Consider the following 23201-nt stretch of genomic DNA (forward strand, 5'->3'; position numbering starts at 1 on the left):
GGATGTTAGGCCGGGACGATGTTCTCCGCCTGCGGGCCCTTCTGGCCCTGCGTGACGTCGAAGGAAACCTTCTGGCCTTCCTGGAGCTCACGGAAGCCCGAGGTGGCGATGTTCGAGTAGTGGGCGAAGACGTCGGCGCCGCCGCCGTCCTGCTCAATGAAGCCGAAGCCCTTTTCCGAGTTGAACCACTTCACGGTTCCAGTAGCCATGTCATTCTCCTAAAACAGGGGCAAGCCGGAAACTCACACTTCGCGAATTTCCCGTTGTTGTATTGAGCCCCATCCGGAGAATCCGGCAAACAAAATATGCGCCTGAGGAAGCATTCCCGTCAGGCGCACACGAAGTTCATGGGTACCAAAACTGCAACGCCGCTACCGTAGCACGAACGGGCCCAGAAGGCCCGTGATCACAACCGCTCGATGATGGTCACGTTCGCCTGGCCTCCGCCTTCACACATCGTTTGCAGTCCGTACCGCCCACCGGTGCGCTCGAGTTCATGCAGCAGCGTGGTCATCAGCTTCACGCCCGTGGCGCCCAGCGGATGACCCAGCGCGATCGCTCCGCCGTTCACATTGACCTTGTCCGGGTCGGCGCCGGTCTCCTTCAGCCAGGCGAGCACCACGGGCGCGAAGGCCTCATTGATCTCGACCAGGTCGACGTCGTCGATCGACATGCCGGTCTTCTTCAGCGCGTACGCCGTCGCCGGGATCGGGGCGGACAGCATCCGGATCGGGTCCTCGCCGCGTACCGAGAGGTGGTGGATACGGGCGCGCGGCACAAGACCGTGCTCGGCGACCGCCCGTTCGCTCGCGATCAGCATCGCCGCCGCGCCGTCCGAGACCTGGGAGGAGCAGGCCGCCGTGATGGTGCCGCCCTCCAGGACCGGCTTGAGGCCCGCCATCTTCTCCAGCGTTGTGTCGCGGCGCGGCCCTTCGTCCGCCGTGACCTCGCCGTACGCCACCAGCTCCCGTTCGAAGCGGCCCTCGTCGACGGCGCGGACCGCCCGCTGGTGGGAACGGAGCGCGAACTCCTCCATGTCGCGCCGCGAGATCCCCCACTTCTCGGCGATCAACTGCGCACCGTGGAACTGGTTGACCGGCAGGTCGCCGTAGCGGGCCCGCCAGCCCTCGCTGCCCGCGAAGGGGCCCACTGTCAGCCCGAGCGGTTCGGCCGCCTGCCGGGACGCGAAGGCGATCGGGATCTGCGTCATGTTCTGGGTGCCGCCGGCGACCACCAGGTCCTGGGTGCCGGAGAGCACCCCCTGTGCCGCGAAGTGGACCGCCTGCTGCGAGGAGCCGCACTGCCGGTCGATCGTCACGCCCGGCACCTCCTCGGGCAGACCGGCCGCCAGCCATGCCGTACGGGCGATGTCGCCGGCCTGCGGCCCTACCGTGTCCAGGCAGCCGAAGACGACGTCCTCGACCGCCGCGGGGTCCACACCGGTCCGCAGGACCAGGGCCCCCAGAACATGCGCGCCGAGGTCGGCCGGGTGGACTGCGGCGAGGCCCCCTCCGCGCCTGCCCACCGGCGTGCGAACCGCTCCGACTATGTAGGCCTCGGCCATGACGACTCCTCGATCGGTCAGCTGCGTACGGCGATACCGTCCAGCACCATCGACAGGTACTGACGGGCGATCTCCTCCGGGCTGTGCTGCCCGCCCGGCCGGTACCAGGACGCCGCGACCCACACCGTGTCGCGCACGAACCGGTACGTGAGCCGGATGTCCAGGTCGGCACGGAAGACCTGGTCCGCGACCCCGCGCTCCAGCGTCCCCAGCCACGCCTTCTCGAACTTCTGCTGCGAGTCCGTGAGGTAGTGGAAGCGCGGCTGAGCCGCCAGATGCCTGGACTCCTTCTGGTAGATCGCGACGGCGGCGCGGTGCCGGTCGATCTCCCGGAAGGACTCGGTGACGAGCGCTTCGATGGTCTCCCTGGACCCGAGCCCGGCGGCGAGCACGGCGTCGTAGCCCTGCCAGAGCTCGTCCAGGAAGGTCGAGAGGATCTCGTCGAGCATCGATTCCTTGGAATCGAAGTGGTAGTAGAGGCTGCCGGCGAGCATCCCGGCCTGGTCCGCGATCTCGCGGACGGTGGTGGCGTTGTAACCCTGCGCGGCGAACACCTCGGCGGCGGTGTCGAGGAGCTCGCGGCGGCGCTCGGGTGAGGCGCTCACCTGGTTCTTCTTCTTGCTTCTTGTCGGCACAGGACCATTCTCGTCCTACGCATGCTGGCTGCTGATGGAGACGACCTCACCGGTGAGATAAGAGGAGTAGCCGCTGGCGAGGAAGACGATGGCGTTGGCGATCTCCCAGGGTTCGGCGTATCGCCCGAAGGCCTCCTTGGCGGTCAGCTCCGTCAGCAGTTCGGCCGAGGTGACCTTCACCAGGTGCGGGTGCATGGCGAGGCTGGGGGCCACGGCGTTGACGCGTACGCCGTACTCGGCCGCCTCGATCGCCGCGCACCTGGTGAGCGCCATGACTCCGGCCTTGGCGGCGGCGTAGTGGGCCTGGCCGGCCTGGGCGCGCCAGCCGGCGACGGAGGAGTTGTTGACGATCACTCCGCCGCGTCCGGAAGTCCTGAAGGCGCGCAGGGCGGCGCGGGTGCAGCGGAAGGTGCCGTTCAGGGTGACGTCGAGGACCTTGTCCCACTGGTCGTCTCTCATGTCCACGAGGGCAGCGGTGCCGCCGAGGCCCGCGTTGTTGACGACGATGTCGAGGCCGCCGTGCTCCCGTACGGCCGTGTCGAACAGCGCCTGGACCCGGGCCTCGTCGGTGACGTCGCAGGGCAGTGATGACACGGCCGCCGCACCGAACTCCTCGGCGAGCGCCTCCCGCGACTCCTTCAGGCGGCGGGCGTGCGCGTCACTGATGAGGATGCGCGCGCCCTCCTCCAGGAATCTGCGGGCGGTCGCTCCGCCGATCCCGGCTCCGGCCGCGGCGGTGATGACGGCGGTACGGCCCTTCAGCAGGCCATGACCGGGTACGTACTGCGCCCTGTTGCTCATCACAACAGCACGTTAACCTACCAAACACTTGTTAGGGAAGGATTGGGTGAATGGACCTGGACCACGCCGGCGAGGCAGCCTTCCGGGCCGAGGCCCGCGCCTGGCTCGCCGCGAACGTGCCCGCCGAGCCCCTCCCCTCCCTGGAGACCGAGAAGGGGTTCGCGGCCCACCGCGCGTGGGAGGCGCGGCTGCACGCGGACCGCTGGTCAGTCGTCTCCTGGCCGCGGGAGTACGGCGGCCGGGGCGTCGACATCTTCAGCTGGCTGGTCTTCGAGGAGGAGTACTACGCGGCGGGCGCGCCGGGACGGGTCTCGCAGAACGGCATCAACCTCCTCGCTCCGACGCTCTTCGACCACGCCACCGAGGAGCAGCGCGCCAGGGTGCTGCCCGCGATGGCGAGCGGCGAGGTCATCTGGGCGCAGGCCTGGTCCGAGCCGGAGTCCGGCTCGGACCTCGCGTCGCTGAAGTCGCGGGCCCTGCGCACGGACGGCGGCTGGCTGCTCAGCGGCCAGAAGACCTGGTCGTCGCGGGCCGCCTTCGCCGACCGCGCGTTCGGCATCTTCCGCACCGGTCCTGAGGGGCCGCGGCCGCATCAGGGGCTGACGTATCTGATGTTCGACCTGTCGGCGCCGGGTGTGACGGTCCGGCCGATCGGCAGGCTCGACGGCAAGCCCGCCTTCGCCGAGCTGTTCCTCGACGATGTCTTCGTCCCCGACGGGGACGTGATCGGCGAGCCGGGCCAGGGGTGGCGGATCGCGATGTCCACGACCGGCAACGAACGGGGGCTGACACTGAGATCGCCCGGCCGTTTCCTGGCTGCGGCGGAGCGTCTGCTGCGGCAGTGGCGCGCGACGGCCGAGCGGCCGGATGGTCACGACACCGCGCTCCGCGACCGGGTGGCGGACGCGGTGATCGGTGCACGCGCCTACCAGCTTTTCACCTACGCCAACGCGTCGCGCTTCGCGGCGGGCGAGAGCATCGGCGCCGAATCCAGCCTGAACAAGGTCTTCTGGTCCGAGTACGACATCGCGCTGCACGAGACCGCGCTCGATCTGCTGGGCCCGGCGGGGGAGCTGGCCGACTCCGACTGGTCCGAGGGCTATGTCTTCGCGCTGGCGGGCCCCATCTACGCCGGTACGAACGAGATCCAGCGCGACATCATCGCCGAGCGTCTGCTCGGCCTCCCGAAGGGCCGCCGCTGATGCGTTTTCTGCTCACCGACGAACAGCGGGCTCTCGCGCGCTCGCTGGACGCGATGCTGACCGCCGCGGACACGCCGGCGGCGGTACGGGCGTGGTCGGCGGGCGACCACGCCCCCGGCCGGGCGCTCTGTTCGCGCCTCGCGCAGGCGGGCGTCTTCGCGCTGGCGGTCCCGGAGGCGTACGAGGGGGTGGGGATGCTACCGGTGGAACTGGCGGTCTCCTTCGTGGAGTTGGGCCGCCACGCGGTACCTGGCCCAGTGGTCGAGACGGTCGCGACGGCGGCGCTGCTGACCCATCTGGCCGAGCACGGCGACACGTCGCCGGCGAAGCGACTGCTGCCGGGGCTGGCGACGGGCGAGTCGACGGCGACGCTGGCGCTGTCGACGGCGGGGTGCGGGCCGTACGCACTGGACGCGGACGCGGCGACGGTGACACTGGTGGTGTCGGGAGAGGACGCGGCGGGCGGGTGGGGCGATACGGTCACCGGCTCCGGGCGGGCGACGGCTCGCACAGGCGCGAAGCCGGAGGCAGCCGACGGCACAGGTACGGGAGCCCGAGCCGGCACGGGCGCGCGCCCCGGGCAGGCCACTCCCCGCGCGGCGCCCCGCACGGAGGCGAGGCCACCGACAGCCGCCGGCACGGGTACGGGAGCCCGAGCCGGCACGGGCGCGCGCCCCGGGCAGGTCACTCCCCGCGCGGGCGCGAAACCCGTCGGCCCCCGCGCGGGCGCGCCCGGCGGCTCTCCGCACGCGCGGCTGCTCATCGCCCCCGGGCACGGCCCCGTACACGCGTCCGCCGACCCAGCGCGGCGGCTGTCCGTACCCGGCGCCGGGGGCGAGATCCTTGCCGAAGGGCCCCACGTGGCCGCCGCCGCCGCGTACGCCGCGGATGTCGCCGCCTTCGCCACCGCCGCGCAGGCCCTCGGCGTCGGGCTCGCGCTGCTCGACCGGACTGTTGCCCATGCCAAGCGGCGCAGTCAGTTCGGCGCCGCCATCGGCTCCTTCCAGGCGGTCAAGCACCGGCTGGCCGACACTCTGATCGGACTCGAATTCGCCCGGCCGCTCCTCTACGGAGCAGCCCTCTCGATGGCTCCCGCCGATATCGCCGCGGCCAAGGCGACCGCGGGCGAGGCCGCGTACGCCGCCGCCCGCACCGCTCTTCAGCTGCACGGCGCGGTCGGTTACACCGATGAGCTCGACCTCTCGCTATGGCTGCGCAAGGCACGACCGCTGCGGGATGCCTGGGGCACCCCCGCCCGGTGCAGGGCGCGAGTGCTGTCCGGATGAGCGGAGAACTCAACGACGGCTTACGGTGCGTACGGCTTGGCCGGGCCGCCAGGACCGTACGACCAGTTCATCTCCCTCGACGGACGTCCGCACCACCTCGCCCAGTTCGACCCGGAACAGATGAAACGGCTGCGGCGGCCCGACCTCCGCCACGAATCGCCCGACCACCTCAGGATCCGTCACCTCCACCGCACGCCCGCCGATCCGGACGTCGCCGCCGGCCATGGAGTCGTCGGGGCCCGGATTCGCCTGCACCGCGAAGCGCGGATCGCGCCGGAGGTCCTGGGCCTTGCGGGAGTCCGGCATCATGCCGAGCCACATCTCGCCGAAGCGGAAGTCCACTTCGAGCCCGGTCACCCGCGGGGATCCGTCCTTGCGGAGGGTGGCCAGGACATGGTGCCTGTACTGCTGGAACCGCTGTTGAACGGTCTCGGCGAAGTCCGGCTCCGCCGTCCGGAAATCTGCCCAGGTACTCGATGTCATGACGCCATCGAACCGCGAAATCACGACATCTTCTGTCGGGATTCACTTCTTGGTGCGGCCCCCGTGCCGTTCCCGGGCGTACATGGTCCGCCGGAACCCGCTCACCGACTGAGCAGTGTGACGATCGCCGCGTGCCCGTGCGTGTGCAGCGAGCCGGGCGAGGCGTCCAGCACCGCGGCGTCGTACTGCCCGAGCGTCACGCCCGCCTCGTCGAGGACCGTCGTCCCGTCCAGCGCGACGATCACCACTGTCGAGCCGGACGGGACCGCGACCAGCAGTTCGCCCCGTACCACCGAGGTCAGGCACGCCGTGCGGCTCCTGCGGCGCATGACGTTGAAGTTGACGACCGGCCCGCCGAGCAGCCGACCCTCGGTCTCCTCGTCGCCGGGGAAGTCGTAGGGCCGGTACCGCTCGTCCGCGAGCGTGCGCCGCCCGCCGACCGTGAGGTCCATCCCCGCGCCCTCGACCACGGTCAGGGTCCGGTCCACATCCAAGAACGCGGAGAAAGGTCCGTCCGCGCCGACGTCCGCGAGGCTGATCCGCCAGTCGAAGGCGTCCATGGGCGCGCCATCGGGCGAGGCGGCGATCTCGCGGGTGACGCCGCCACCGTTCTTCCAGGGCACGGCCGTACGGTCGGCAGCGCGCAGCACCCGTACCGTCATCGCACGATGCCGTGCGCACGCGCCGCTGTCAGCCACAGCGGGAACTCGGCGACCAGCCGGTCGTACAGCTCGGCGTCCGGGACCTGGCGCGGGTCGAGTCCGGCATGGAAGAAGCCGGCGTTGTCGACGGCCCGCTTGGCAGGTACGGCCAGCTCGTCGAGCTTGTGCAGAAAGTCGAACTGCGAACTGCGCTTGTTGCCGAAGCCGATGAACTGCCAGAACAGCGGAAGCTTCGCCGCCTTGCACAGATAGCGTTCCGCGGCGGGCTTGCTGATCGGCCCGCCGTCCGTCTGGAAGACGACGAGCGCAGGAGCGGTCGCGCCACTGTCGAGGTAGTGGTCGATGACGGCGTCCATGGCCAGGTGGTAGGCCGTCTTGCCCATGTGCCCGAGGCCCGAGACGATCTGGTCGACCCGCCCGTGGTGGTTGTCCAGGGCGATGTCCGTGACCGCGTCGACGTCCGTCGAGAAGAAGACGACGGGCACCCGGCCGTCGTCGTCGAGATGGGCGGACAGACCGAGCACCCGGTCGGCGAGGGCCTGCACGCTGCCGTCCTTGTAGTACTCCTTCATGGAGCCGGAGTAGTCGAGCACCAGATAGACGGCGGCGCGCTCCTCGTTCAACCGGTGCTTCTCCAACGAGACACCGGCGCTCTTGTAGAGGCTGACCAGCGCGGGCGCGGTCTCCTGCACCTTGCGGAGGCTGATGGCCGGCATGCGGGGCTCCGTTCGTTCGCTACGACGGGAGAGTTGAGGCTACGTCACCCGTGAGCGGGCTCTCGCGACGCCCTCGACCGGTACGAGCACCGCCATGAGCCGCGCGAACCCCTGGAACATGCCGCGGCGCCCACCCAGTGTCCGGTCGGGGACAGGGCAGGCGCCGCGTTGAGTTCCGTACGCCGTTGTACGGGACCGTATGAGGGGTTGACGCGGTGATCAGACAGTCAGCGCACGGTCCGTCGGGCGGATCGGGGCCGGCAGCTCACTGACACCGGTCAGGAAGCGGTCCACACCGCGCGCCGCCGAGCGGCCCTCGGCAATCGCCCACACGATCAGCGACTGTCCACGGCCCGCGTCACCGGCGACGTACACGCCGCCCACGCTGGTCGCGAAGTCCGCGTCCCGCGCGATGTTGCCGCGCTCGTCCAGCGCCAGTCCGAACTGCTGGACCAGCCCGTTCTCCTGGTCCGTGCCCGTGAAGCCCATCGCCAGAGTGACCAGCTGCGCCGGGATCTTCCGCTCCGTGCCCGGCTTCTGCTCCAGCTTGCCGCCCTTGAACTCCACCTCCACGAGGTGCAGGAACTGGACGTTGCCGTCCTCGTCGCCCTCGAAGTGGGTGGTGGAGACGGAGTAGACCCGCTCGCCGCCCTCCTCGTGCGCCGAGGTGACCTTGTAGAGCATCGGGAAGGTCGGCCACGGCTGACCCGCCGGACGGTCGTCGCCGGGTCGCGGCATGATTTCCAGCTGCGTGACGGAGGCCGCGCCCTGTCGGTGGGCCGTACCGACGCAGTCCGCGCCCGTGTCACCGCCGCCGATGACGATGACGTGCTTGCCCTCCGCGGTGATGGGAGGAGCGACGAAGTCGCCCTCCTGCACCTTGTTGGCGAGCGGCAGGTACTCCATGGCGAAGTGGATGCCGTTCAGCTCCCGGCCCGGGACCGGCAGGTCGCGCGAGACGGTCGCACCGGCCGCGATGACCACCGCGTCGTACCGCTTCCGCAGCTTCGCCGCGTCGATGTCGCGACCGATCTCGATCTCTGTGCGGAACTTGGTGCCCTCCGCGCGCATCTGCTCGATACGGCGGTTGATGTGCACCTTCTCCATCTTGAACTCGGGGATGCCGTACCGGAGAAGGCCTCCGATGCGGTCCGCGCGCTCGTAGACGGCGACCGTGTGGCCCGCCCGGGTCAGCTGCTGGGCGGCGGCGAGGCCCGCCGGGCCCGAGCCGATGACCGCGACCGTCTTGCCGGACAGACGCTCCGGCGGCTGCGGCTTGACGTCACCGGTGTCCCACGCCTTGTCGATGATCGAGACTTCGACGTTCTTGATGGTGACGGCCGGCTGGTTGATGCCGAGGACGCAGGCCGACTCGCAGGGCGCCGGGCACAGCCGCCCGGTGAACTCCGGGAAGTTGTTGGTCGCGTGCAGCCGCTCGCTCGCCGCCGACCAGTCCTCGCGGTACGCGTAGTCGTTCCACTCGGGGATGAGGTTCCCCAGTGGACAGCCGTTGTGGCAGAACGGAATGCCGCAGTCCATGCAGCGCCCGGCCTGCTTGCTGATGATCGGCAGCAGCGAACCGGGAACGTAGACCTCGTTCCAGTCCTTGAGGCGATCCGCGACGGGGCGGGTCTTTGCGACCTCTCGGCCGGTGGTCAGGAAGCCCTTGGGGTCAGCCATTGGTCGCCGCCTCCATCATCTTCTCGGTGGTCTCCTGTTCGGAGAGACCGGCGAGCTCAGCGGCGTCCTTGGCGGCGAGCACTGCCTTGTACGTGGTCGGGATGATCTTGCTGAAGCGGTCCACCGCGCTGGGCCACTCGGCCAGCAGCTTCGACGCGACGGTCGAGCCCGTCTCCTCCTGGTGGCGGCGCACGACATCGTGCAGCCACTGCTTGTCGGACTCGTCGAGGGTCTCGACAGCGCCGAGGTTACCCACATTGACGTTGTCGCGGTCGAGGTCGATGACGTACGCGATACCGCCGGACATACCGGCCGCGAAGTTGCGTCCGGTCTCGCCGAGCACCACCGCGTGACCGCCGGTCATGTACTCGCAGCCGTGGTCGCCCACGCCCTCCGAGACGACCGTGGCACCGGAGTTTCGGACGCAGAACCGCTCGCCGGTCCGGCCGCGCAGGAACAGCTCGCCGCCGGTGGCACCGTAGGCGATGGTGTTGCCCGCGATGGTGGAGTACTCGGCGAGGTGGTCGGCGCCCCGGTCCGGGCGGACGACGATGCGACCGCCGGAGAGGCCCTTGCCGACGTAGTCGTTGGCGTCGCCCTCCAGCCGCAGCGTCACTCCGCGCGGCACGAACGCGCCGAAGGACTGGCCGGCCGATCCGGTGAAGGTGATGTCGATGGTGTCGTCGGGCAGGCCCGCACCACCGAACTTCTTCGTCACCTCATGGCCGAGCATGGTGCCGACCGTGCGGTTGATGTTGCGGATCGCGACCTGAGCGCGGACCGGCTGGGCGGCCTCGGCGGAGGCCGCCTTCAGGGCCTCGGCGGCGAGTTCGACCAGCTCGTTGTCGAGCGCCTTCTCCAGACCGTGGTCCTGCTCGACCAGCTGGTGGCGTACGGCGCCGTCCGGCAGCTCGGGGACGTAGAAGAGGGGCTCGAGGTCGAGGCCCTGTGCCTTCCAGTGGTCCACGGCCCGCTCGGTGTCCAGCAGCTCGGCGTGGCCGACGGCCTCCTCGATCGTACGGAAGCCCAGCTCGGCGAGGAGCTCGCGGACCTCCTCGGCGATGAACTCGAAGAAGTTGACGACGTGTTCGGCCTTGCCGGAGAACCGGTCGCGCAGCACCGGGTTCTGCGTGGCGATGCCGACCGGGCAGGTGTCCAGGTGGCAGACGCGCATCATGACGCAGCCGGAGACGACGAGCGGCGCGGTCGCGAAACCGAACTCCTCGGCGCCGAGCAGCGCGGCGATGACGACATCGCGGCCGGTCTTCAGCTGACCGTCGGTCTGTACGACGATGCGGTCGCGCAGGCCGTTGAGCAGCAGGGTCTGCTGGGTCTCGGCGAGGCCGAGCTCCCACGGGCCGCCCGCGTGCTTCAGCGAGGTGAGCGGCGAGGCGCCGGTACCGCCGTCGTGGCCGGAGATGAGGACGACGTCCGCGTGCGCCTTGGAGACACCCGCGGCCACCGTGCCGACACCGACCTCGGAGACCAGCTTCACGTGGATACGCGCGGCCGGGTTGGCGTTCTTGAGGTCGTGGATCAGCTGGGCCAGATCCTCGATGGAGTAGATGTCGTGGTGCGGCGGCGGCGAGATCAGACCGACACCCGGGGTGGAGTGCCGGGTGCTGGCGATCCACGGGTAGACCTTGTGACCGGGCAGCTGGCCGCCCTCGCCGGGCTTCGCGCCCTGCGCCATCTTGATCTGGATGTCGTCCGCGTTGACCAGGTACTCGCTCGTCACACCGAAGCGGCCGGAGGCGACCTGCTTGATGGAGGAACGGCGCTCCGGGTCGTACAGCCGGTCCGCGTCCTCGCCGCCCTCACCGGTGTTGGACTTGCCGCCCAGCCGGTTCATGGCGATCGCGAGGGTCTCGTGCGCCTCGCGGGAGATGGAGCCGTACGACATGGCGCCGGTGGAGAAGCGCTTGACGATCTCGGAGACCGGCTCGACCTCGTCGATGGAGATCGCTTCCCGCTCCGACCTGCCGTTCTCACCTGTCTTCAGGCCGAACAGACCACGGAGCGTCATCAGGCGCTCGGACTGCTCGTTGACCCGGTCCGTGTACTTCTTGAAGATGTCGTAGCTGCGCGAGCGCGTGGCGTGCTGCAGCCGGAAGATCGTCTCCGGGTCGAAGAGGTGCGGCTCGCCCTCGCGGCGCCACTGGTACTCGCCGCCGATCTCCAGCGCACGGTGCGTGGCGGAGATGCCGGAGGCGGGGTAGGCCTTGGCGTGCCGGGCGGCGACCTCCTTGGCGACGACCTCGAGACCGGCTCCGCCGATCTTTGTGGCGGTGCCGTTGAAGTACTTCTCGACGAAGGCGTCGTCGAGACCGACGGCCTCGAAGACCTGCGCGCCACGGTAGGAGGCGACCGTCGAGATGCCCATCTTGGACATGACCTTCAGGACGCCCTTGCCGAGGGCGTAGATGAGGTTACGGATGGCCTGCTCGGGCTCCAGGCCCTCGATGAAGGTGCCGGCGCGGACCAGGTCCTCGACCGACTCCATCGCCAGGTACGGGTTGACGGCGGCGGCGCCGTAGCCGATGAGGAGCGCGACATGGTGCACCTCGCGGACATCGCCGGCCTCGACCAGCAGACCGACCTGCGTGCGCTGCTTGGTGCGGATGAGGTGGTGGTGCACGGCCGAGGTGAGCAGCAGCGAAGGGATGGGCGCGTGCTCGGCGTCCGAGTGCCGGTCGGAGAGGACGATCAGCCGGGCGCCGTCCTCGATGGCCGCGTCGACCTCGGCGCAGATCTTCTCGATACGGGCGGCGAGGGCGTCGCCGCCGCCGCTGACCCGGTAGAGACCGGAGAGCGTCGCGGCGGTCATGCCCGGCATGTCGCCGTCGGCGTTGATGTGGATGAGCTTGGCCAGCTCGTCGTTGTCGATCACCGGGAAGGGCAGGGTGACACTGCGGCAGGTCGCGGCGGTCGGCTCCAGGATGTTGCCCTGCGGGCCGAGCGAGGAGCGCAGCGAGGTGACGAGCTCCTCACGGATGGCGTCCAGCGGCGGGTTGGTGACCTGCGCGAAGAGCTGGGTGAAGTAGTCGAAGAGCAGCCGGGGCCGCTGGGACAGGGCCGCGATCGGGGAGTCCGTACCCATGGAGCCGAGCGGCTCCCCGGAGGTACGGGCCATCGGCGCGAGGATGACGCGCAGCTCCTCCTCGGTGTAACCGAAGGTCTGCTGGCGGCGAGTGACCGAGGCGTGGGTGTGGACGATGTGCTCGCGCTCGGGAAGGTCCTCGAGCTCGATCTCGCCGGCCTCCAGCCACTCCTGGTACGGCTGCTCCGCGGCGAGGGAGGACTTGATCTCGTCGTCCTCGATGATGCGGCCCTCGGCGGTGTCGACGAGGAACATCTTGCCGGGCTGGAGGCGGCCCTTGCGGACGACCTTCGCGGGGTCGATGTCGAGGACGCCGACCTCGGAGGAGAGAACGACGAGTCCGTCGTCGGTGACCCAGTAACGGCCGGGGCGCAGACCGTTGCGGTCGAGGACCGCGCCGACCTGGGTGCCGTCGGTGAAGGTGACACAGGCCGGGCCGTCCCAGGGCTCCATCATCGTGGAGTGGTACTGGTAGAAGGCGCGCCGGGCCGGGTCCATGGAGTCGTGGTTCTCCCACGCCTCGGGGACCATCATCAGGACGCTGTGCGGCAGTGAGCGGCCGCCGAGGTGGAGGAGCTCGAGCACCTCGTCGAAGGAGGCCGAGTCGGAGGCGTCCGGCGTACAGACCGGGAAGATCCGCGCCAGCTTCTCGCTTCCGTTGTTGTCGGCAGAGCCGAACGCGTCGGAGACGAGCTGCGACTCACGGGCGCGCATCCAGTTGCGGTTGCCCTTGACCGTGTTGATCTCGCCGTTGTGCGCGACGAAGCGGTACGGGTGGGCCAGCGGCCAGCTCGGGAAGGTGTTCGTGGAGAACCGCGAGTGGACAAGCGCGACGGCCGTGGCGAAGCGCCGGTCGGAGAGATCCGGGAAGAAGGGCTCCAGCTGGCCGGTGGTCAGCATGCCCTTGTAGACGATCGTGCGGGCGGAGAGCGACGGGAAGTAGACACCGGCCTCGCGCTCGGCGCGCTTACGCAGCACGAAGGCCTTGCGGTCCAGCGCGATGCCCGTGCTCGTACCGTCCGATACAAAGAGCTGCGAGAAGGCCGGCATGGTGGCGCGGGCGCCGTTGCCGAGCAGATCCGGGGTGACCGGGACCTCGCGCCAGCCGAGGACGTTCAGGCCCTCCTCGGCGGCGATCGTCTCAATGTGTGAGACGGCGTTGGTGCTGTCGTCGGCCGGCAGGAAGGCGATTCCGACGGCGTACGCACCGGCCTCGGGAAGGTCGAAATCGCTGACCTCGCGAAGGAAGGCGTCCGGGACCTGAAGCAGGATGCCGGCGCCGTCACCCGAGTCCGGTTCGGAGCCGGTGGCACCGCGGTGCTCCAGGTTCCGCAGTACGGTCAGTGCCTGCTCGACCAGCTCATGGCTGGCAACACCGGTGAGGGTGGCCACGAACCCGACGCCGCATGCGTCGTGCTCGTTACGGGGGTCGTACATCCCCTGGGGGGCGGGGCGACCGTCCATGGGCGACCAGGCGTCGGAACGCATCGGCTCTCCCGTCGTCGTCGTGGCAAATGCAACTGCCGAGGGACGACGTTGGCCCTCCGCGAAATTTCGTGCAGATTACATGATGGAGTGCTTCTCGAAAAGTGGATAGCTGGTTCCAACATGCGGACACCGCGCGAAGCGGTGAAGTTGGGGCGAGCCGGACAGATCGGTTGTCCGCAGGCCCGTCGCAGAGCAGGCTTCATTGCCCACAGCGTCTATGGCTCATGCCCGGTGGTTAAGAACTCGAAACCGCCGAGTAAACGGCTACTTATGTAGTAGCTCGCATAGTGTCTCACTCCTCGCCGGATCCGTGGAGAGGACGTGCGTCACAACTTGCCGGACCGTCCCCGTACGACTGCGCACCGGCTCCCTGGAGAGGGGCCGGTGCGCAGGTGGGCGGGGGACGGTCCGGGTGTCAGACCGCGGCGCCGAACAGCACTCCGAGGCCGTAGGTGAGGGCCGCCGCCGCGCCGCCGAGGGCCAGCTGGCGCAGCCCGCTGTACCACCAGCTGCGTGCCGTCACGCGGGCGACGAGAGCGCCGCAGGCGAAGAGCCCGACGAGCGCCAGGAGCGCCGCCGGCCACAGCGCGGTGGCGCCGAGCAGATACGGCAGTACGGGCAGCAGCGCGCCCAGCGCGAACGAACCGAACGACGAGACCGCGGCGACGGCCGGCGACGGCAGGTCGTCCGGGTCGATGCCGAGCTCCTCGCGGGCGTGGATCTCCAGCGCCTGCTCGGGGTCCCTGGAGAGCTGCATCGCCACCTCGCGGGCGAGCTCGGGCTCCACGCCGCGCGCGACGTACAGCGCCGCCAACTCCTCCATCTCGTCGACGGGGTGCTTGCGCAACTCACGCCGCTCGACATCCAGTTCGGCCTGAACGAGCTCGCGCTGGGAGGCGACGGAGGTGTACTCGCCGGCCGCCATGGAGAAGGCGCCCGCCGCGAGACCGGCGAGGCCGGTGATGACGATGGTCTGCTGGGAGACCGAGCCGCCCGCGACACCGGTCATCAGCGCCAGGTTGGAGACCAGTCCGTCCATCGCGCCGAAGACCGCGGGGCGCAGCCAGCCGCCGTTCACATCACGGTGTGTGTGATTGTCGCGGTGCGCCTCGTGGAGCGTCGCCTCGGTCTCGATGATGGACACAGTTCTCCCCTTGTCCGACGGCGGGCCCGGTGGTCCCGCTCCCCCAACACCCTCGAAAATACGCACGATGTAAGGGGTCCGCCAGCAAGGCAGGCCGTACTTACCTGGGCGGCTGTGCGGCTGGGGGCGGTCCGGATACGGAACTGGAGACAGTCCGGGTGACAGACACGTTTCTCAGACTCCTCGCGCGTCACATGTGGCACAGATGGAGGAACAGGCTCGGTGCGCGCGAAAGGGGCCCGCCCCATGGAGTTGATTGCATGCAATCCCGCTGATCCGGCCGGCCCCTCCTCCGCCGATATCCGCGAGCGGGCCTGCGGCGCGATGCTCGGTCTCGCGGTGGGCGACGCCCTGGGCGCTCCCGCCGAGAACATGCGGCCGTCCGAGATCCGCCGCCGGTGGGGCCGTATCGAGGGCTTCGTGAGCGAGCATCCGGCGGGCACGGACGACACGGAGTACGCCATCTTCTCCGGCCTCCTCCTCGCCCGGCACGGCTCGGCCCTGACCGTGGCCCATGTGGAGAAGGCGTGGCACCAATGGATCGCGGACCTCGACGAAGGCCCGTTCCGGGGCGCGGGATTCAGTGAACGCGGCACGCTCGAAAACCTGCGGCGCGGGCTCGCCGCCCCCATCTCGGCGCAGCACCGGCACGCCTGGAGCGACGGCCTGGCGATGCGCGCCGCGCCGTTCGGCGTCTTCGCTGCGGGCCACCCGGCGGAGGCGGCGCGGCTGGTCGCGATCGACGGCGGCGTCAGCCACGGTGGCGAGGGCATCTACGGCGGCCAGGCGGTGGCCGCCGGCGTGGCCGCGGCGATGGCGGGAGCGGGACCGGCCGGGGTGATCGGGGCGGCCCTGTCCGTGGTCCCGATGGACTCCTGGACGGCCCGCTCGCTGCGCCGAGCGGTCGTCGCGGCGCAGCACACGTACGCGGACGCGCTCTCCATGGAACGGGCGGTCCGCTCAGCGGTCGTGATCGGGGGCTACCCGTGGACGGACCTGGCTCCGGAGGCGGTGGGTCTGGCGTTCGGCGCGTTCGCGGCGGCCCGCGGAGACTTCCGTAAGTCGGTCCTGACCGCGGTGAACATGGGCCGCGACGCGGACACGACGGCGGCGGTGGCCGGCGCGCTGGCGGGAGCGGTGTCGGGTGCCACGGCGATCCCGGCGGAATGGTCGTCGGCGATCGGCCCGGTCCGGGGCAGCTGTCTCCCGTCGATGAGCGGCTACCACGTGCTGGACATCGCGGAGCTCCTGACCCCGGACGACGACCCGCAGGTGGCGTCATGACGCCCGAGCGCGAGGCGGCGGCCGCCGGGCCCGAGGGGCAATCCGCGACGGGCCTCCGGGAGCCCGCACCGGCCGGGGCCGGGGGGCAGAGCCCTGGGGAGCCCGACAGCCCCCTGGCCCCGCGCGAAGGACCGGGTCCCGCAGAACCACCCCCCGTACCCGACGGGCGCCCGGGCCCACCCGGAACGCCCAGCCCGGCAGACCCGCAGGAACCCGTACCCGGCGGAGCCCCCGGCTCGCGCGAAGCGCCGAGCGCGCCCCGGGAGGCCCAGGGCCTGCCCCCGGTTTCGGGAACGGGCGGGACCGGGGAGGGTCACCCGCCCCGCCCCATCGAAGGTCTTCTCCTCGGGCTCGCCGCCGGTGACGCGGCCGGGTGGCCCGCCGCCCGCCATCGCGCGGCCCGGATGCCCGAGTGGACCCGCCGTCTCACCCGTGAGCTCGACACCTTCGCCGAGCAGAACGCCACCACCACCCTTCCTGTGCCCATCGCCCTCAACCAGCCCCCCGAACCCCTCCTCCTCGGCCCCTCCGACGACGCCGAGTGGGCCGCCTTCGCCGCCGAGACCGTGCTCACCGCCGCCGGTGACCTCTTCGCCGGCCTCGCCCCCGGCCGCCGTATGCGGGCCGCCGTCGACCTCGCCTGGAACTCCCTCGCCAGTGAGATCGCCGCAGCCGCCGAGCGCGCCCCCGAGGTCGAGTCCGCCGTGCTCCCCCTCCGCGCCCGGATCTCCGTACGCGCCGGACTCGGCAATCTCGCCACCGGCCTCCGCCCGCCCGCCACCGGCCACGACAACCCGCACTACTTCGACGACGCCGCCTGCGTGCGCGCCGCCGTCCTCGCCGTCGTCCACCCCGGAGACCCGCTCGCCGCCGCGACGCTCGCCGAGTTCGACGCGCGCTACACCCAGGACGGCGACGGAGTGCACGGCGCACGCGCCATGGCCGCCGCCGTGGCCGCGGCGCTCGGCGGCGCGTCCGTCGACGACGCCGTCGACGCCGCCCTCGCGGAGTTGCCCGCCGCCACCGAGATCGGCCGCAACGCCCAGCACGCCGTCAAACTCGCCCGCGACGCGAACGGTGCCTTCGAACTCGTACCGCTCCTCGAGCACCAGATCGTCGACCACGTCTACAGCTACGGCATCGCCGCCGCCGAAACCGTCCCGGTCGCCCTCGCCCTCGCCACCGCCGCCCGCGGCCGGGTCGCCGAAGCCGTGCCCGCGGCAGCCTGCCTCTCCCGCGTCGCCGACTCCGCCCCCGCACTCGCCGGCGCGCTGACCGGCGCGCTGGGCGGCGGCGAATCCGTCCCCGCCACCTGGCGCGACGCCTGCCGCACCCTCGCAGGATGCGCGCTCCCCCGGCTCGCCGGCACGGATCTGGTCGAACTCGCCGGGCTGCTCGCACACACGGAACTGACCACCCGGGGTGGACAATTCCGACATGACGACGACACTCGCGACGACACTCGCACTCGATGACCGGATCACCGGCAGCCTCATCGGAGCGGCCGTCGGTGACGCGCTCGGCGGCCCGGTCGAGGGCTACAGCCCGGAACAGATCGTGGAACGGCACGGCGGCCGCATCAACGGCATCGTCGGCCCGTGGAACGGCGAGGCCTGGCGCACCGCCCGCCCCATCGCGCCGTACCACAAGGGCGACGGCCACATCACCGACGACACCCTCATGACGCACGCGCTGATCCGCGTGTACGCGGCCGTACGCGACCATCTCGACGCGTACGCCGTCGCCGACCATCTGGTCCCCGACCTCATGTCGAGCCCCCGCTGGATCCCGGAGCTCGAGGCGGAGGCGCTGCCCCTGCAGCGCGTCTTCCTCGCCGAGAAATGGATGGTGGCCCGCCTCCACTACGGGCACAACGATCCGCGCGAGGCAGGCGCGGGCAACATCGTCAACTGCGGCGCGGCGATGTACATGGCGCCGGTGGGCCTGGTGAACGCGGCACATCCCGAGGCCGCCTATGCCGAGGCCATCGACATCGCGGGCGCGCACCAGTCCTCGTACGGGCGAGAGGGGGCGGGCGTCTTCGCGGCGGCGGTCTCCGCGGCCTGCGTGCCCGGCGCCACCCCCGCCTCGGTCGTCGACACGGCGCTCTCACTGGCCAAGGACGGCACCCAGTCGGCGATCGAGGCGGTGGCAGAAACCGCGGCGCGCCACTCGGACTTCGAATCGGCCCTCGCTCCTCTTCGTACGGCGGTCGCCCCCTTCGACACAGTCGGCCCGGACTACCGCACCCCCTCCCTAGCCGCCCGCCGGCCCTCTCGGCTGCACTCCATCGAGGAACTCCCCATCGCGCTCGGAATGCTGCTGGTGGGCGGGGGCGACTACCGCAGCACGGTCCTGGGCGCCATCAACTACGGCCGCGACTGCGACTCGATCGCGACCATGGCCGGGGCGATCGCGGGAGCGCTCCACGGCGAGTCCGCGATCCCCGGCGAGTGGGCGAAGGCGGTGGCCGAGGCGAGCCGCCTCGACCTGCACGCGCCGGCCCGGGAACTGGCCGCGGTCACCCGCGAGGTCTTCACCCGCGACACGGAACGACGCCGATCGCACGAATCGGCGTTCGAGACCCTGACGGAGGCACGATGACAGCCCTGCGACTCACCTGGGTCCAGCCGGAGGACCTGCTGGGCCATGAACTGCGCCAGGCGGAGGAGGACGGCCGCGACACGACGGAGATCCGTACCCGCTGGCAGACGGCGGGCGGCCCCGGAACCCCACCTCGCGCGGGGGCTTCCCCGACCCCGGCCCCGCCGCACCTGCGCGCCTTGGCGGTCGAGCTCCTGGCCGAACTCGCCCGGCTGTCCTCCCCGTTGAAGGACGCGGAACCGACAGACCTGTCCATGATCCATACGGCCTGCCCCACCTGGCCACCTCCGCCGGAGTCGCACCCGGCGCGAAACCTCGACGGCCCGACGCCCAACGGCCCACCCCAGGAGGCGGCGCAGCTGCCCGAGGGCGGCCCGCCCCCACAGGACGCGTCCGAGGCACAGAGTGCGCCCGGGGCCGAAGGCGACCCACCCCCGTCCGGCTCGTGGGAAGCGCCGGGCCCTCAGCCGGCCCTCTGGCCGTACCTCGACTCCTCCCGCGCAGCGGCGTGGGCACCGGGGTCCGGTGGCCTGCCGCCCGGTTCCGGGACGGGGCGGTCAGGCGAAAGCCACCTCCACGGCGTGCACGCCGCCTGGCTCGGCCGTGCCGTCGGGTGTCTTCTCGGCAAGCCCGTCGAGAAGCTCCCCCTCATCGCCATCCGCGACCTCGCCCGCGCCACCGGCAACTGGCCCCTCAACACCTGGTTCACCGCCAGGGGCCTCCCCGCCGAGCTCGCCGCCGCCCACCCCTGGAACCGCCGGTCCGCCGCCACCTCCCTCGCCGAGAACATCGACGGCATGCCCGAGGACGACGACCTCAACTACCCCCTCCTCAACCTGGTCCTCCTCCAGCGCCACGGAAGGAGCTTCACCACCGACCAGGTCGCCCAGCTCTGGCTCGACGAGCTCCCGGCCGGCCGGACCTTCACCGCCGAGCGCGTTGCCTACCGCAACCTCCTCTCCGGCATCGAGCCCCCGCTCACCGCCCGCCACCGCAACCCCTTCCGGGAGTGGATCGGCGCCACCATCCGCGCCGACGTCCACGGCTGGACGCACCCCGGCGACCCCGCGGCCGCCGCCGCGCAGGCACACCGCGACGCCGTGCTCACCCACACCGCCAACGGCGTCTACGGTGCGATGTTCATCGCAGCCACCATCGCCACCGCGGCCGGCGGCCGGAGCGATGTCCACCAGTGCCTGCGGACCGGCCTCCGCGTCGTCCCCCCGCGCTCCCGCCTCGCACAGGCCGTCCGCTTCGGAATCGACACCGCCCACAAGGAACCGCACTTCGACCAAGCCGTCGACCGGCTCCACACCGTCTACGGCCAGTACCACTGGGTCCATGTCCTCCCCAACACCGCCCTTCTCGCCGCCGCACTCACCCACGCCGACGGCGACTTCACCGGCTCCATCTGCCGCGCCGTGTCCGGTGGCTGGGACACCGACTCCAACGGTGCGACCGCCGGCTCCGTCGCCGGGCTGCTCGCCGGCCACCCCGGCGCCATCCCCGACCGCTGGACCGCACCGCTCAAGAACCGTCTCGCCACCTCCGTCGCCGGCTTCGACGGCATCGGCTTCGACACCCTCGCCCACCTCACCCACCAGGAGGCATTCCGCCCATGAGCGGCATCGTGGTGCTCGGCAGCACCAATATGGACCTCGTGGCGTACGTCGCGTACGCGCCGAAACGCGGAGAGACCGTCACCGGACGTGAGTTCCGTACGATCCCCGGCGGCAAGGGTGCCAACCAGGCCGTCGCCGCCGCCCGCGCAGGCGGCGATGTCGCGATGATCGGCGCGGTCGGCTCGGACGACTTCGGCGTGCGTCTGCGGCAGACGCTCGTCTCCTCCGGCGTCGACACCGACCTCCTCCGCACCGCCGACGGCCCCTCCGGCACCGCGCACATCGTCGTCGACGACGAAGGCGGCAACTCGATCGTCGTGATCCCCGGCGCGAACGGCGCCGTCACCCACCTCGTCCCCGGCGACGAGGCCCTCATCGCCACCGCCGACGCGCTGCTCCTCCAGCTCGAGCTCCCGCTGAGCGCCGTGCTCGACGGCGCCGAAGCCGCCCGCCGCCACGGTGTACGGACCGTTCTCACCCCCGCCCCCGCCCAGCCCCTCCCTCCAGAACTCCTCGCCGCCACCGACCTGCTGGTGCCCAACGAGCACGAGGCGGCCACCCTCGCCGGCATCGCCGACCCGCACGCCGCGGCGGAGGCGCTGCTGCGTCAGGTCCCCGAGGTCGTGATCACACTCGGCGCGGCAGGCAGCCTGTACGCCCGGAGAGGGGCCGTGCCCCTCACCGTCCCGGCGCCCCGGGTCACCGCCGTGGACACCACCGCGGCGGGCGACACCTTCGTCGGCGCCCTCGCCGTCGCGCTCGTCGAGGGCCGCCCCGTACAGCAGGCCCTCAGCTGGGCCTCGGCCGCCGCAGCCCTGTGTGTCCAGCGCGAGGGCGCGTCCACCTCCATGCCGTACCGCACCGAGATCGACGCCTCATGACCCCAACTCCCCTGCACGGACTGCGCGTCCTCGACCTGGCGACGCTCTTCGCCGGCCCGCTCGCCGCGACCATGCTCGGCGACTTCGGCGCGGAGGTCATCAAGGTCGAGCACCCCACCCGGCCGGATCCCTCCCGCGGCCACGGCCCCGCCAAGGACGGGGTCGGCCTCTGGTGGAAGCTGCTCGGCCGCAACAAACGCACCGTCACCCTCGATCTGTCCAGCCCCGGCGGCCGTGAGACCCTCCTCCTCCTCGCGAGCACCGCCGACGTGATCATCGAGAACTTCCGCCCCGGCACCCTGGAGAAGTGGCAGCTCGGCTGGGACGAACTGAGCACCGCCAATCCGCGCCTCGTCCTCACCCGCGTCACCGGCTTCGGGCAGTTCGGCCCGTACTCCCACCGCCCCGGCTTCGGAACCCTCGCCGAGGCGATGAGCGGCTTCGCCTCCATCACCGGCGAGCCCGACGGTCCGCCGACCCTCCCTCCTTTCGGCCTCGCCGACTCGATCGCGGCGCTCGCCACCGCCTACGCCGTGATGACCGCGCTCACCGCCCGCACCGCGACGGGCCGTGGCCAGATCGTCGACATGGCGATCATCGAACCGATCCTGACCGTGCTCGGCCCGCAGCCGCTCTGGTACGACCAGCTCGGCCACATCCAGCAGCGCACCGGCAACCGCTCCCGAAACAACGCACCGCGCAACACCTACCGCACGGCCGACGGCTGCTGGCTGGCCGTATCCACCTCGGCCCAGTCCATCGCCGAACGCGTCATGCATCTGGTCGGCCGCCCCGAGCTGATCGACGAGCCATGGTTCACCACAGGCAGCGGCCGCGCGGAGCACGCGGACGTACTCGACGATGCGGTCGGCAACTGGATCGCCCGCCGCACCCGCTCCGAAGCCATGGACGCCTTCGAGAAGGCCGAAGCGGCGATCGCTCCGATCTACGACATCCGCGATGTCATGGAAGACCCCCAGTACCGGGCGCTGGACACCATCACCGAAGTCCTCGACCCGGAACTCGGCCCCCTGCGTATGCAGAACGTCCTCTTCCGCCTCTCCGAGACGCCCGGCTCCATCCGCTGGGCGGGCCGCCCGCACGGCGCCGACACGGACGCGGTGCTCACCGAACTCGGCCTGTCCCGGGCCGATATCGCCGCACTGCGCACCCAGGGCGCCCTATGACCATCCCCCTCACCTATCTGTACGCCCCCGGGGACCGGCCCGAGGTCGTGCACAAGGCCCTCGCCTCCGCCGCCGACGTGGTGATCGTCGACCTGGAGGACGCGGTGTCCCCGGGCCGCAAGAAGTACGCGCTGGCCTCCACCGTCGAACTCCTCGGCTCCCGCCATCCCCTCCCGGTCCATGTCCGTATCAACACCCCCCATGACATCGAGGCCCTCACCGGACTCCCGGGCCTCTGTGCGCTGCGTATCCCCAAGGTCGCACGCGCCACTGACATTCAGCGGATCGCGGCCCGGGCCCCGGGCGTCCCGCTCTACCCGCTCCTCGAGTCCGCGCTGGCCGTGGAGCACGCGTACTCGATCGCCACCGCCCACCCCGCCGTCCGCGGCATCGCCATCGGCGAGTCCGATCTCCGGGCGGATCTCGGCATACGGGACGGCACCGGCCTGGACTGGCCACGCACCCGCATCGTGATCGCCGCCCGTGCCGCGCAACTGCCCCCACCCGCCCAGTCCGTCTTCCCCGACATCCGCGACCTGGACGCCCTCTACGCCTCCTGCACCCACGGCCGCTCCCTGGGCTTCCTGGGCCGGGCCGCCATCCACCCCGACCAACTCCCGGTCATCGAGCGAGCGTTCCGCCCCACACCCGAGGAGATCGAGGCGGCGGAGGAGATCGTCAAAGCGGCCGCCACGGACGAGGGCGCGCTGGCCCTGCCGGACGGCCGCTTCGTCGACGCGGCGGTCGTGGCCGCGGCGCAGCGCACCCTCGCCCTCGCACGACGCGAGGAACCCTGATTCCCTACGGCTCGGCGTACTCCTGAGGACTCGTCGTGCACGTCCTCAACATGCGAAGGCCGCCG

At 71.0% G+C, this 23201-nt stretch carries 19 protein-coding genes; 9 read left to right on the forward strand and 10 right to left on the reverse strand.

Features of this window, described 5'->3' with window-relative positions; all coding sequences use genetic code 11:
• Nucleotides 1-5: 5 nt before the first annotated feature.
• From OG966_RS10755 to OG966_RS10770, 4 genes are all read right to left on the reverse strand, one after another.
• Nucleotides 6-209 (reverse strand): cold-shock protein, encoded by a 204-nt coding sequence (locus OG966_RS10755; RefSeq protein ID WP_003969786.1) that lies wholly within the window; start codon nucleotides 207-209, stop codon nucleotides 6-8.
• A gap of 197 nt (nucleotides 210-406) precedes the next feature.
• The gene (locus tag OG966_RS10760) at nucleotides 407-1564 is read right to left on the reverse strand and encodes an acetyl-CoA C-acetyltransferase (RefSeq protein ID WP_326649272.1); all 1158 of its coding nucleotides are present in this window, start codon (nucleotides 1562-1564) and stop codon (nucleotides 407-409) included.
• Between the two features lie 17 nt (nucleotides 1565-1581).
• On the reverse strand, nucleotides 1582-2199 hold the full coding sequence (locus tag OG966_RS10765; RefSeq protein ID WP_326649273.1) for a TetR/AcrR family transcriptional regulator: 618 nt from the start codon (nucleotides 2197-2199) through the stop codon (nucleotides 1582-1584).
• A 15-nt stretch (nucleotides 2200-2214) separates the two neighbouring features.
• The gene (locus OG966_RS10770) at nucleotides 2215-3000 is read right to left on the reverse strand and encodes an SDR family oxidoreductase (protein WP_326649274.1); all 786 of its coding nucleotides are present in this window, start codon (nucleotides 2998-3000) and stop codon (nucleotides 2215-2217) included.
• Nucleotides 3001-3050: 50 nt separating this feature from the next.
• Between OG966_RS10770 and OG966_RS10775 the strand changes: the two genes are divergently transcribed.
• Entirely contained in the window at nucleotides 3051-4202 is a 1152-nt protein-coding gene (locus OG966_RS10775) for an acyl-CoA dehydrogenase family protein (protein WP_326649275.1), read from the forward strand.
• Entirely contained in the window at nucleotides 4202-5488 is a 1287-nt protein-coding gene (locus OG966_RS10780) for an acyl-CoA dehydrogenase family protein (RefSeq protein ID WP_326649276.1), read from the forward strand. The genes OG966_RS10775 and OG966_RS10780 overlap by 1 nt, the downstream gene beginning before the upstream one ends.
• Nucleotides 5489-5497: 9 nt before the next feature.
• On the opposite strand, the gene OG966_RS10785 is transcribed toward OG966_RS10780, so the two are convergent.
• The 6 genes from OG966_RS10785 to OG966_RS10810 form a co-directional block, all read right to left on the reverse strand.
• A complete protein-coding gene (locus OG966_RS10785; RefSeq protein WP_326649277.1) occupies nucleotides 5498-5971 on the reverse strand; it encodes a pyridoxamine 5'-phosphate oxidase family protein in 474 nt (157 codons plus the stop codon).
• 101 nt (nucleotides 5972-6072) lie between these two features.
• Complete coding sequence (locus OG966_RS10790; RefSeq protein ID WP_326649279.1) at nucleotides 6073-6633, reverse strand: HutD/Ves family protein; 561 nt, start codon at nucleotides 6631-6633, stop codon at nucleotides 6073-6075.
• Nucleotides 6630-7349 carry a vWA domain-containing protein gene (locus OG966_RS10795; RefSeq protein ID WP_326649281.1) on the reverse strand — a complete coding sequence of 240 codons (720 nt, stop codon included), beginning with the start codon at nucleotides 7347-7349 and terminating at the stop codon, nucleotides 6630-6632. Before OG966_RS10795 ends, OG966_RS10790 begins: the two co-directional genes overlap by 4 nt.
• 219 nt (nucleotides 7350-7568) lie before the next feature.
• Nucleotides 7569-9029, reverse strand: a complete 1461-nt coding sequence (locus tag OG966_RS10800) for a glutamate synthase subunit beta (RefSeq protein WP_326649282.1) — start codon at nucleotides 9027-9029, stop codon at nucleotides 7569-7571.
• Nucleotides 9022-13617 carry a glutamate synthase large subunit gene (gltB, locus tag OG966_RS10805; protein WP_326649283.1) on the reverse strand — a complete coding sequence of 1532 codons (4596 nt, stop codon included), beginning with the start codon at nucleotides 13615-13617 and terminating at the stop codon, nucleotides 9022-9024. The genes OG966_RS10800 and gltB overlap by 8 nt, the downstream gene beginning before the upstream one ends.
• A 415-nt stretch (nucleotides 13618-14032) precedes the next feature.
• Nucleotides 14033-14761 (reverse strand): VIT1/CCC1 transporter family protein, encoded by a 729-nt coding sequence (locus OG966_RS10810; protein WP_326649285.1) that lies wholly within the window; start codon nucleotides 14759-14761, stop codon nucleotides 14033-14035.
• Between the two features lie 246 nt (nucleotides 14762-15007).
• Here OG966_RS10810 and OG966_RS10815 point away from each other — a divergent pair, with 246 nt between their 5' ends.
• The 7 genes from OG966_RS10815 to OG966_RS10845 are packed head-to-tail and all read left to right on the forward strand — an operon-like array spanning nucleotide 15008 to nucleotide 23136.
• A complete protein-coding gene (locus tag OG966_RS10815; protein ID WP_326649286.1) occupies nucleotides 15008-16045 on the forward strand; it encodes an ADP-ribosylglycohydrolase family protein in 1038 nt (345 codons plus the stop codon).
• Complete coding sequence (locus OG966_RS10820) at nucleotides 16042-17520, forward strand: ADP-ribosylglycohydrolase family protein (RefSeq protein WP_406732395.1); 1479 nt, start codon at nucleotides 16042-16044, stop codon at nucleotides 17518-17520. The genes OG966_RS10815 and OG966_RS10820 overlap by 4 nt, the downstream gene beginning before the upstream one ends.
• On the forward strand, nucleotides 17483-18649 hold the full coding sequence (locus OG966_RS10825; protein ID WP_326649287.1) for an ADP-ribosylglycohydrolase family protein: 1167 nt from the start codon (nucleotides 17483-17485) through the stop codon (nucleotides 18647-18649). Before OG966_RS10820 ends, OG966_RS10825 begins: the two co-directional genes overlap by 38 nt.
• A complete protein-coding gene (locus OG966_RS10830) occupies nucleotides 18646-20271 on the forward strand; it encodes an ADP-ribosylglycohydrolase family protein (RefSeq protein ID WP_326649289.1) in 1626 nt (541 codons plus the stop codon). Before OG966_RS10825 ends, OG966_RS10830 begins: the two co-directional genes overlap by 4 nt.
• Nucleotides 20268-21152 (forward strand): ribokinase, encoded by an 885-nt coding sequence (rbsK, locus tag OG966_RS10835; RefSeq protein ID WP_326649290.1) that lies wholly within the window; start codon nucleotides 20268-20270, stop codon nucleotides 21150-21152. The genes OG966_RS10830 and rbsK overlap by 4 nt, the downstream gene beginning before the upstream one ends.
• Nucleotides 21149-22339, forward strand: coding sequence for a CaiB/BaiF CoA transferase family protein (locus OG966_RS10840; RefSeq protein ID WP_326649291.1), 1191 nt, complete (start codon nucleotides 21149-21151; stop codon nucleotides 22337-22339). Before rbsK ends, OG966_RS10840 begins: the two co-directional genes overlap by 4 nt.
• Nucleotides 22336-23136 (forward strand): HpcH/HpaI aldolase/citrate lyase family protein, encoded by an 801-nt coding sequence (locus tag OG966_RS10845; protein ID WP_326649292.1) that lies wholly within the window; start codon nucleotides 22336-22338, stop codon nucleotides 23134-23136. The genes OG966_RS10840 and OG966_RS10845 overlap by 4 nt, the downstream gene beginning before the upstream one ends.
• Nucleotides 23137-23201 lie beyond the last annotated feature (65 nt).

Origin of the sequence: Streptomyces sp. NBC_01750, assembly GCF_035918095.1 — a bacterium.
In the GTDB taxonomy this organism is placed as follows: domain Bacteria; phylum Actinomycetota; class Actinomycetes; order Streptomycetales; family Streptomycetaceae; genus Streptomyces.

Coding starts and splice junctions, on each gene's coding strand:
- OG966_RS10755 (WP_003969786.1), bottom strand. CDS start 209: ATGGCTACTGGAACCGTGAAGTGGTTCAACTCGGAAAAGGGCTTCGGC.
- OG966_RS10760 (WP_326649272.1), bottom strand. CDS start 1,564: ATGGCCGAGGCCTACATAGTCGGAGCGGTTCGCACGCCGGTGGGCAGG.
- OG966_RS10770 (WP_326649274.1), bottom strand. CDS start 3,000: ATGAGCAACAGGGCGCAGTACGTACCCGGTCATGGCCTGCTGAAGGGC.
- OG966_RS10775 (WP_326649275.1), top strand. CDS start 3,051: ATGGACCTGGACCACGCCGGCGAGGCAGCCTTCCGGGCCGAGGCCCGC.
- OG966_RS10780 (WP_326649276.1), top strand. CDS start 4,202: ATGCGTTTTCTGCTCACCGACGAACAGCGGGCTCTCGCGCGCTCGCTG.
- OG966_RS10785 (WP_326649277.1), bottom strand. CDS start 5,971: ATGACATCGAGTACCTGGGCAGATTTCCGGACGGCGGAGCCGGACTTC.
- OG966_RS10790 (WP_326649279.1), bottom strand. CDS start 6,633: ATGACGGTACGGGTGCTGCGCGCTGCCGACCGTACGGCCGTGCCCTGG.
- OG966_RS10795 (WP_326649281.1), bottom strand. CDS start 7,349: ATGCCGGCCATCAGCCTCCGCAAGGTGCAGGAGACCGCGCCCGCGCTG.
- OG966_RS10800 (WP_326649282.1), bottom strand. CDS start 9,029: ATGGCTGACCCCAAGGGCTTCCTGACCACCGGCCGAGAGGTCGCAAAG.
- gltB (WP_326649283.1), bottom strand. CDS start 13,617: ATGCGTTCCGACGCCTGGTCGCCCATGGACGGTCGCCCCGCCCCCCAG.
- OG966_RS10815 (WP_326649286.1), top strand. CDS start 15,008: ATGGAGTTGATTGCATGCAATCCCGCTGATCCGGCCGGCCCCTCCTCC.
- OG966_RS10820 (WP_406732395.1), top strand. CDS start 16,042: ATGACGCCCGAGCGCGAGGCGGCGGCCGCCGGGCCCGAGGGGCAATCC.
- OG966_RS10825 (WP_326649287.1), top strand. CDS start 17,483: ATGACGACGACACTCGCGACGACACTCGCACTCGATGACCGGATCACC.
- OG966_RS10830 (WP_326649289.1), top strand. CDS start 18,646: ATGACAGCCCTGCGACTCACCTGGGTCCAGCCGGAGGACCTGCTGGGC.
- rbsK (WP_326649290.1), top strand. CDS start 20,268: ATGAGCGGCATCGTGGTGCTCGGCAGCACCAATATGGACCTCGTGGCG.
- OG966_RS10840 (WP_326649291.1), top strand. CDS start 21,149: ATGACCCCAACTCCCCTGCACGGACTGCGCGTCCTCGACCTGGCGACG.
- OG966_RS10845 (WP_326649292.1), top strand. CDS start 22,336: ATGACCATCCCCCTCACCTATCTGTACGCCCCCGGGGACCGGCCCGAG.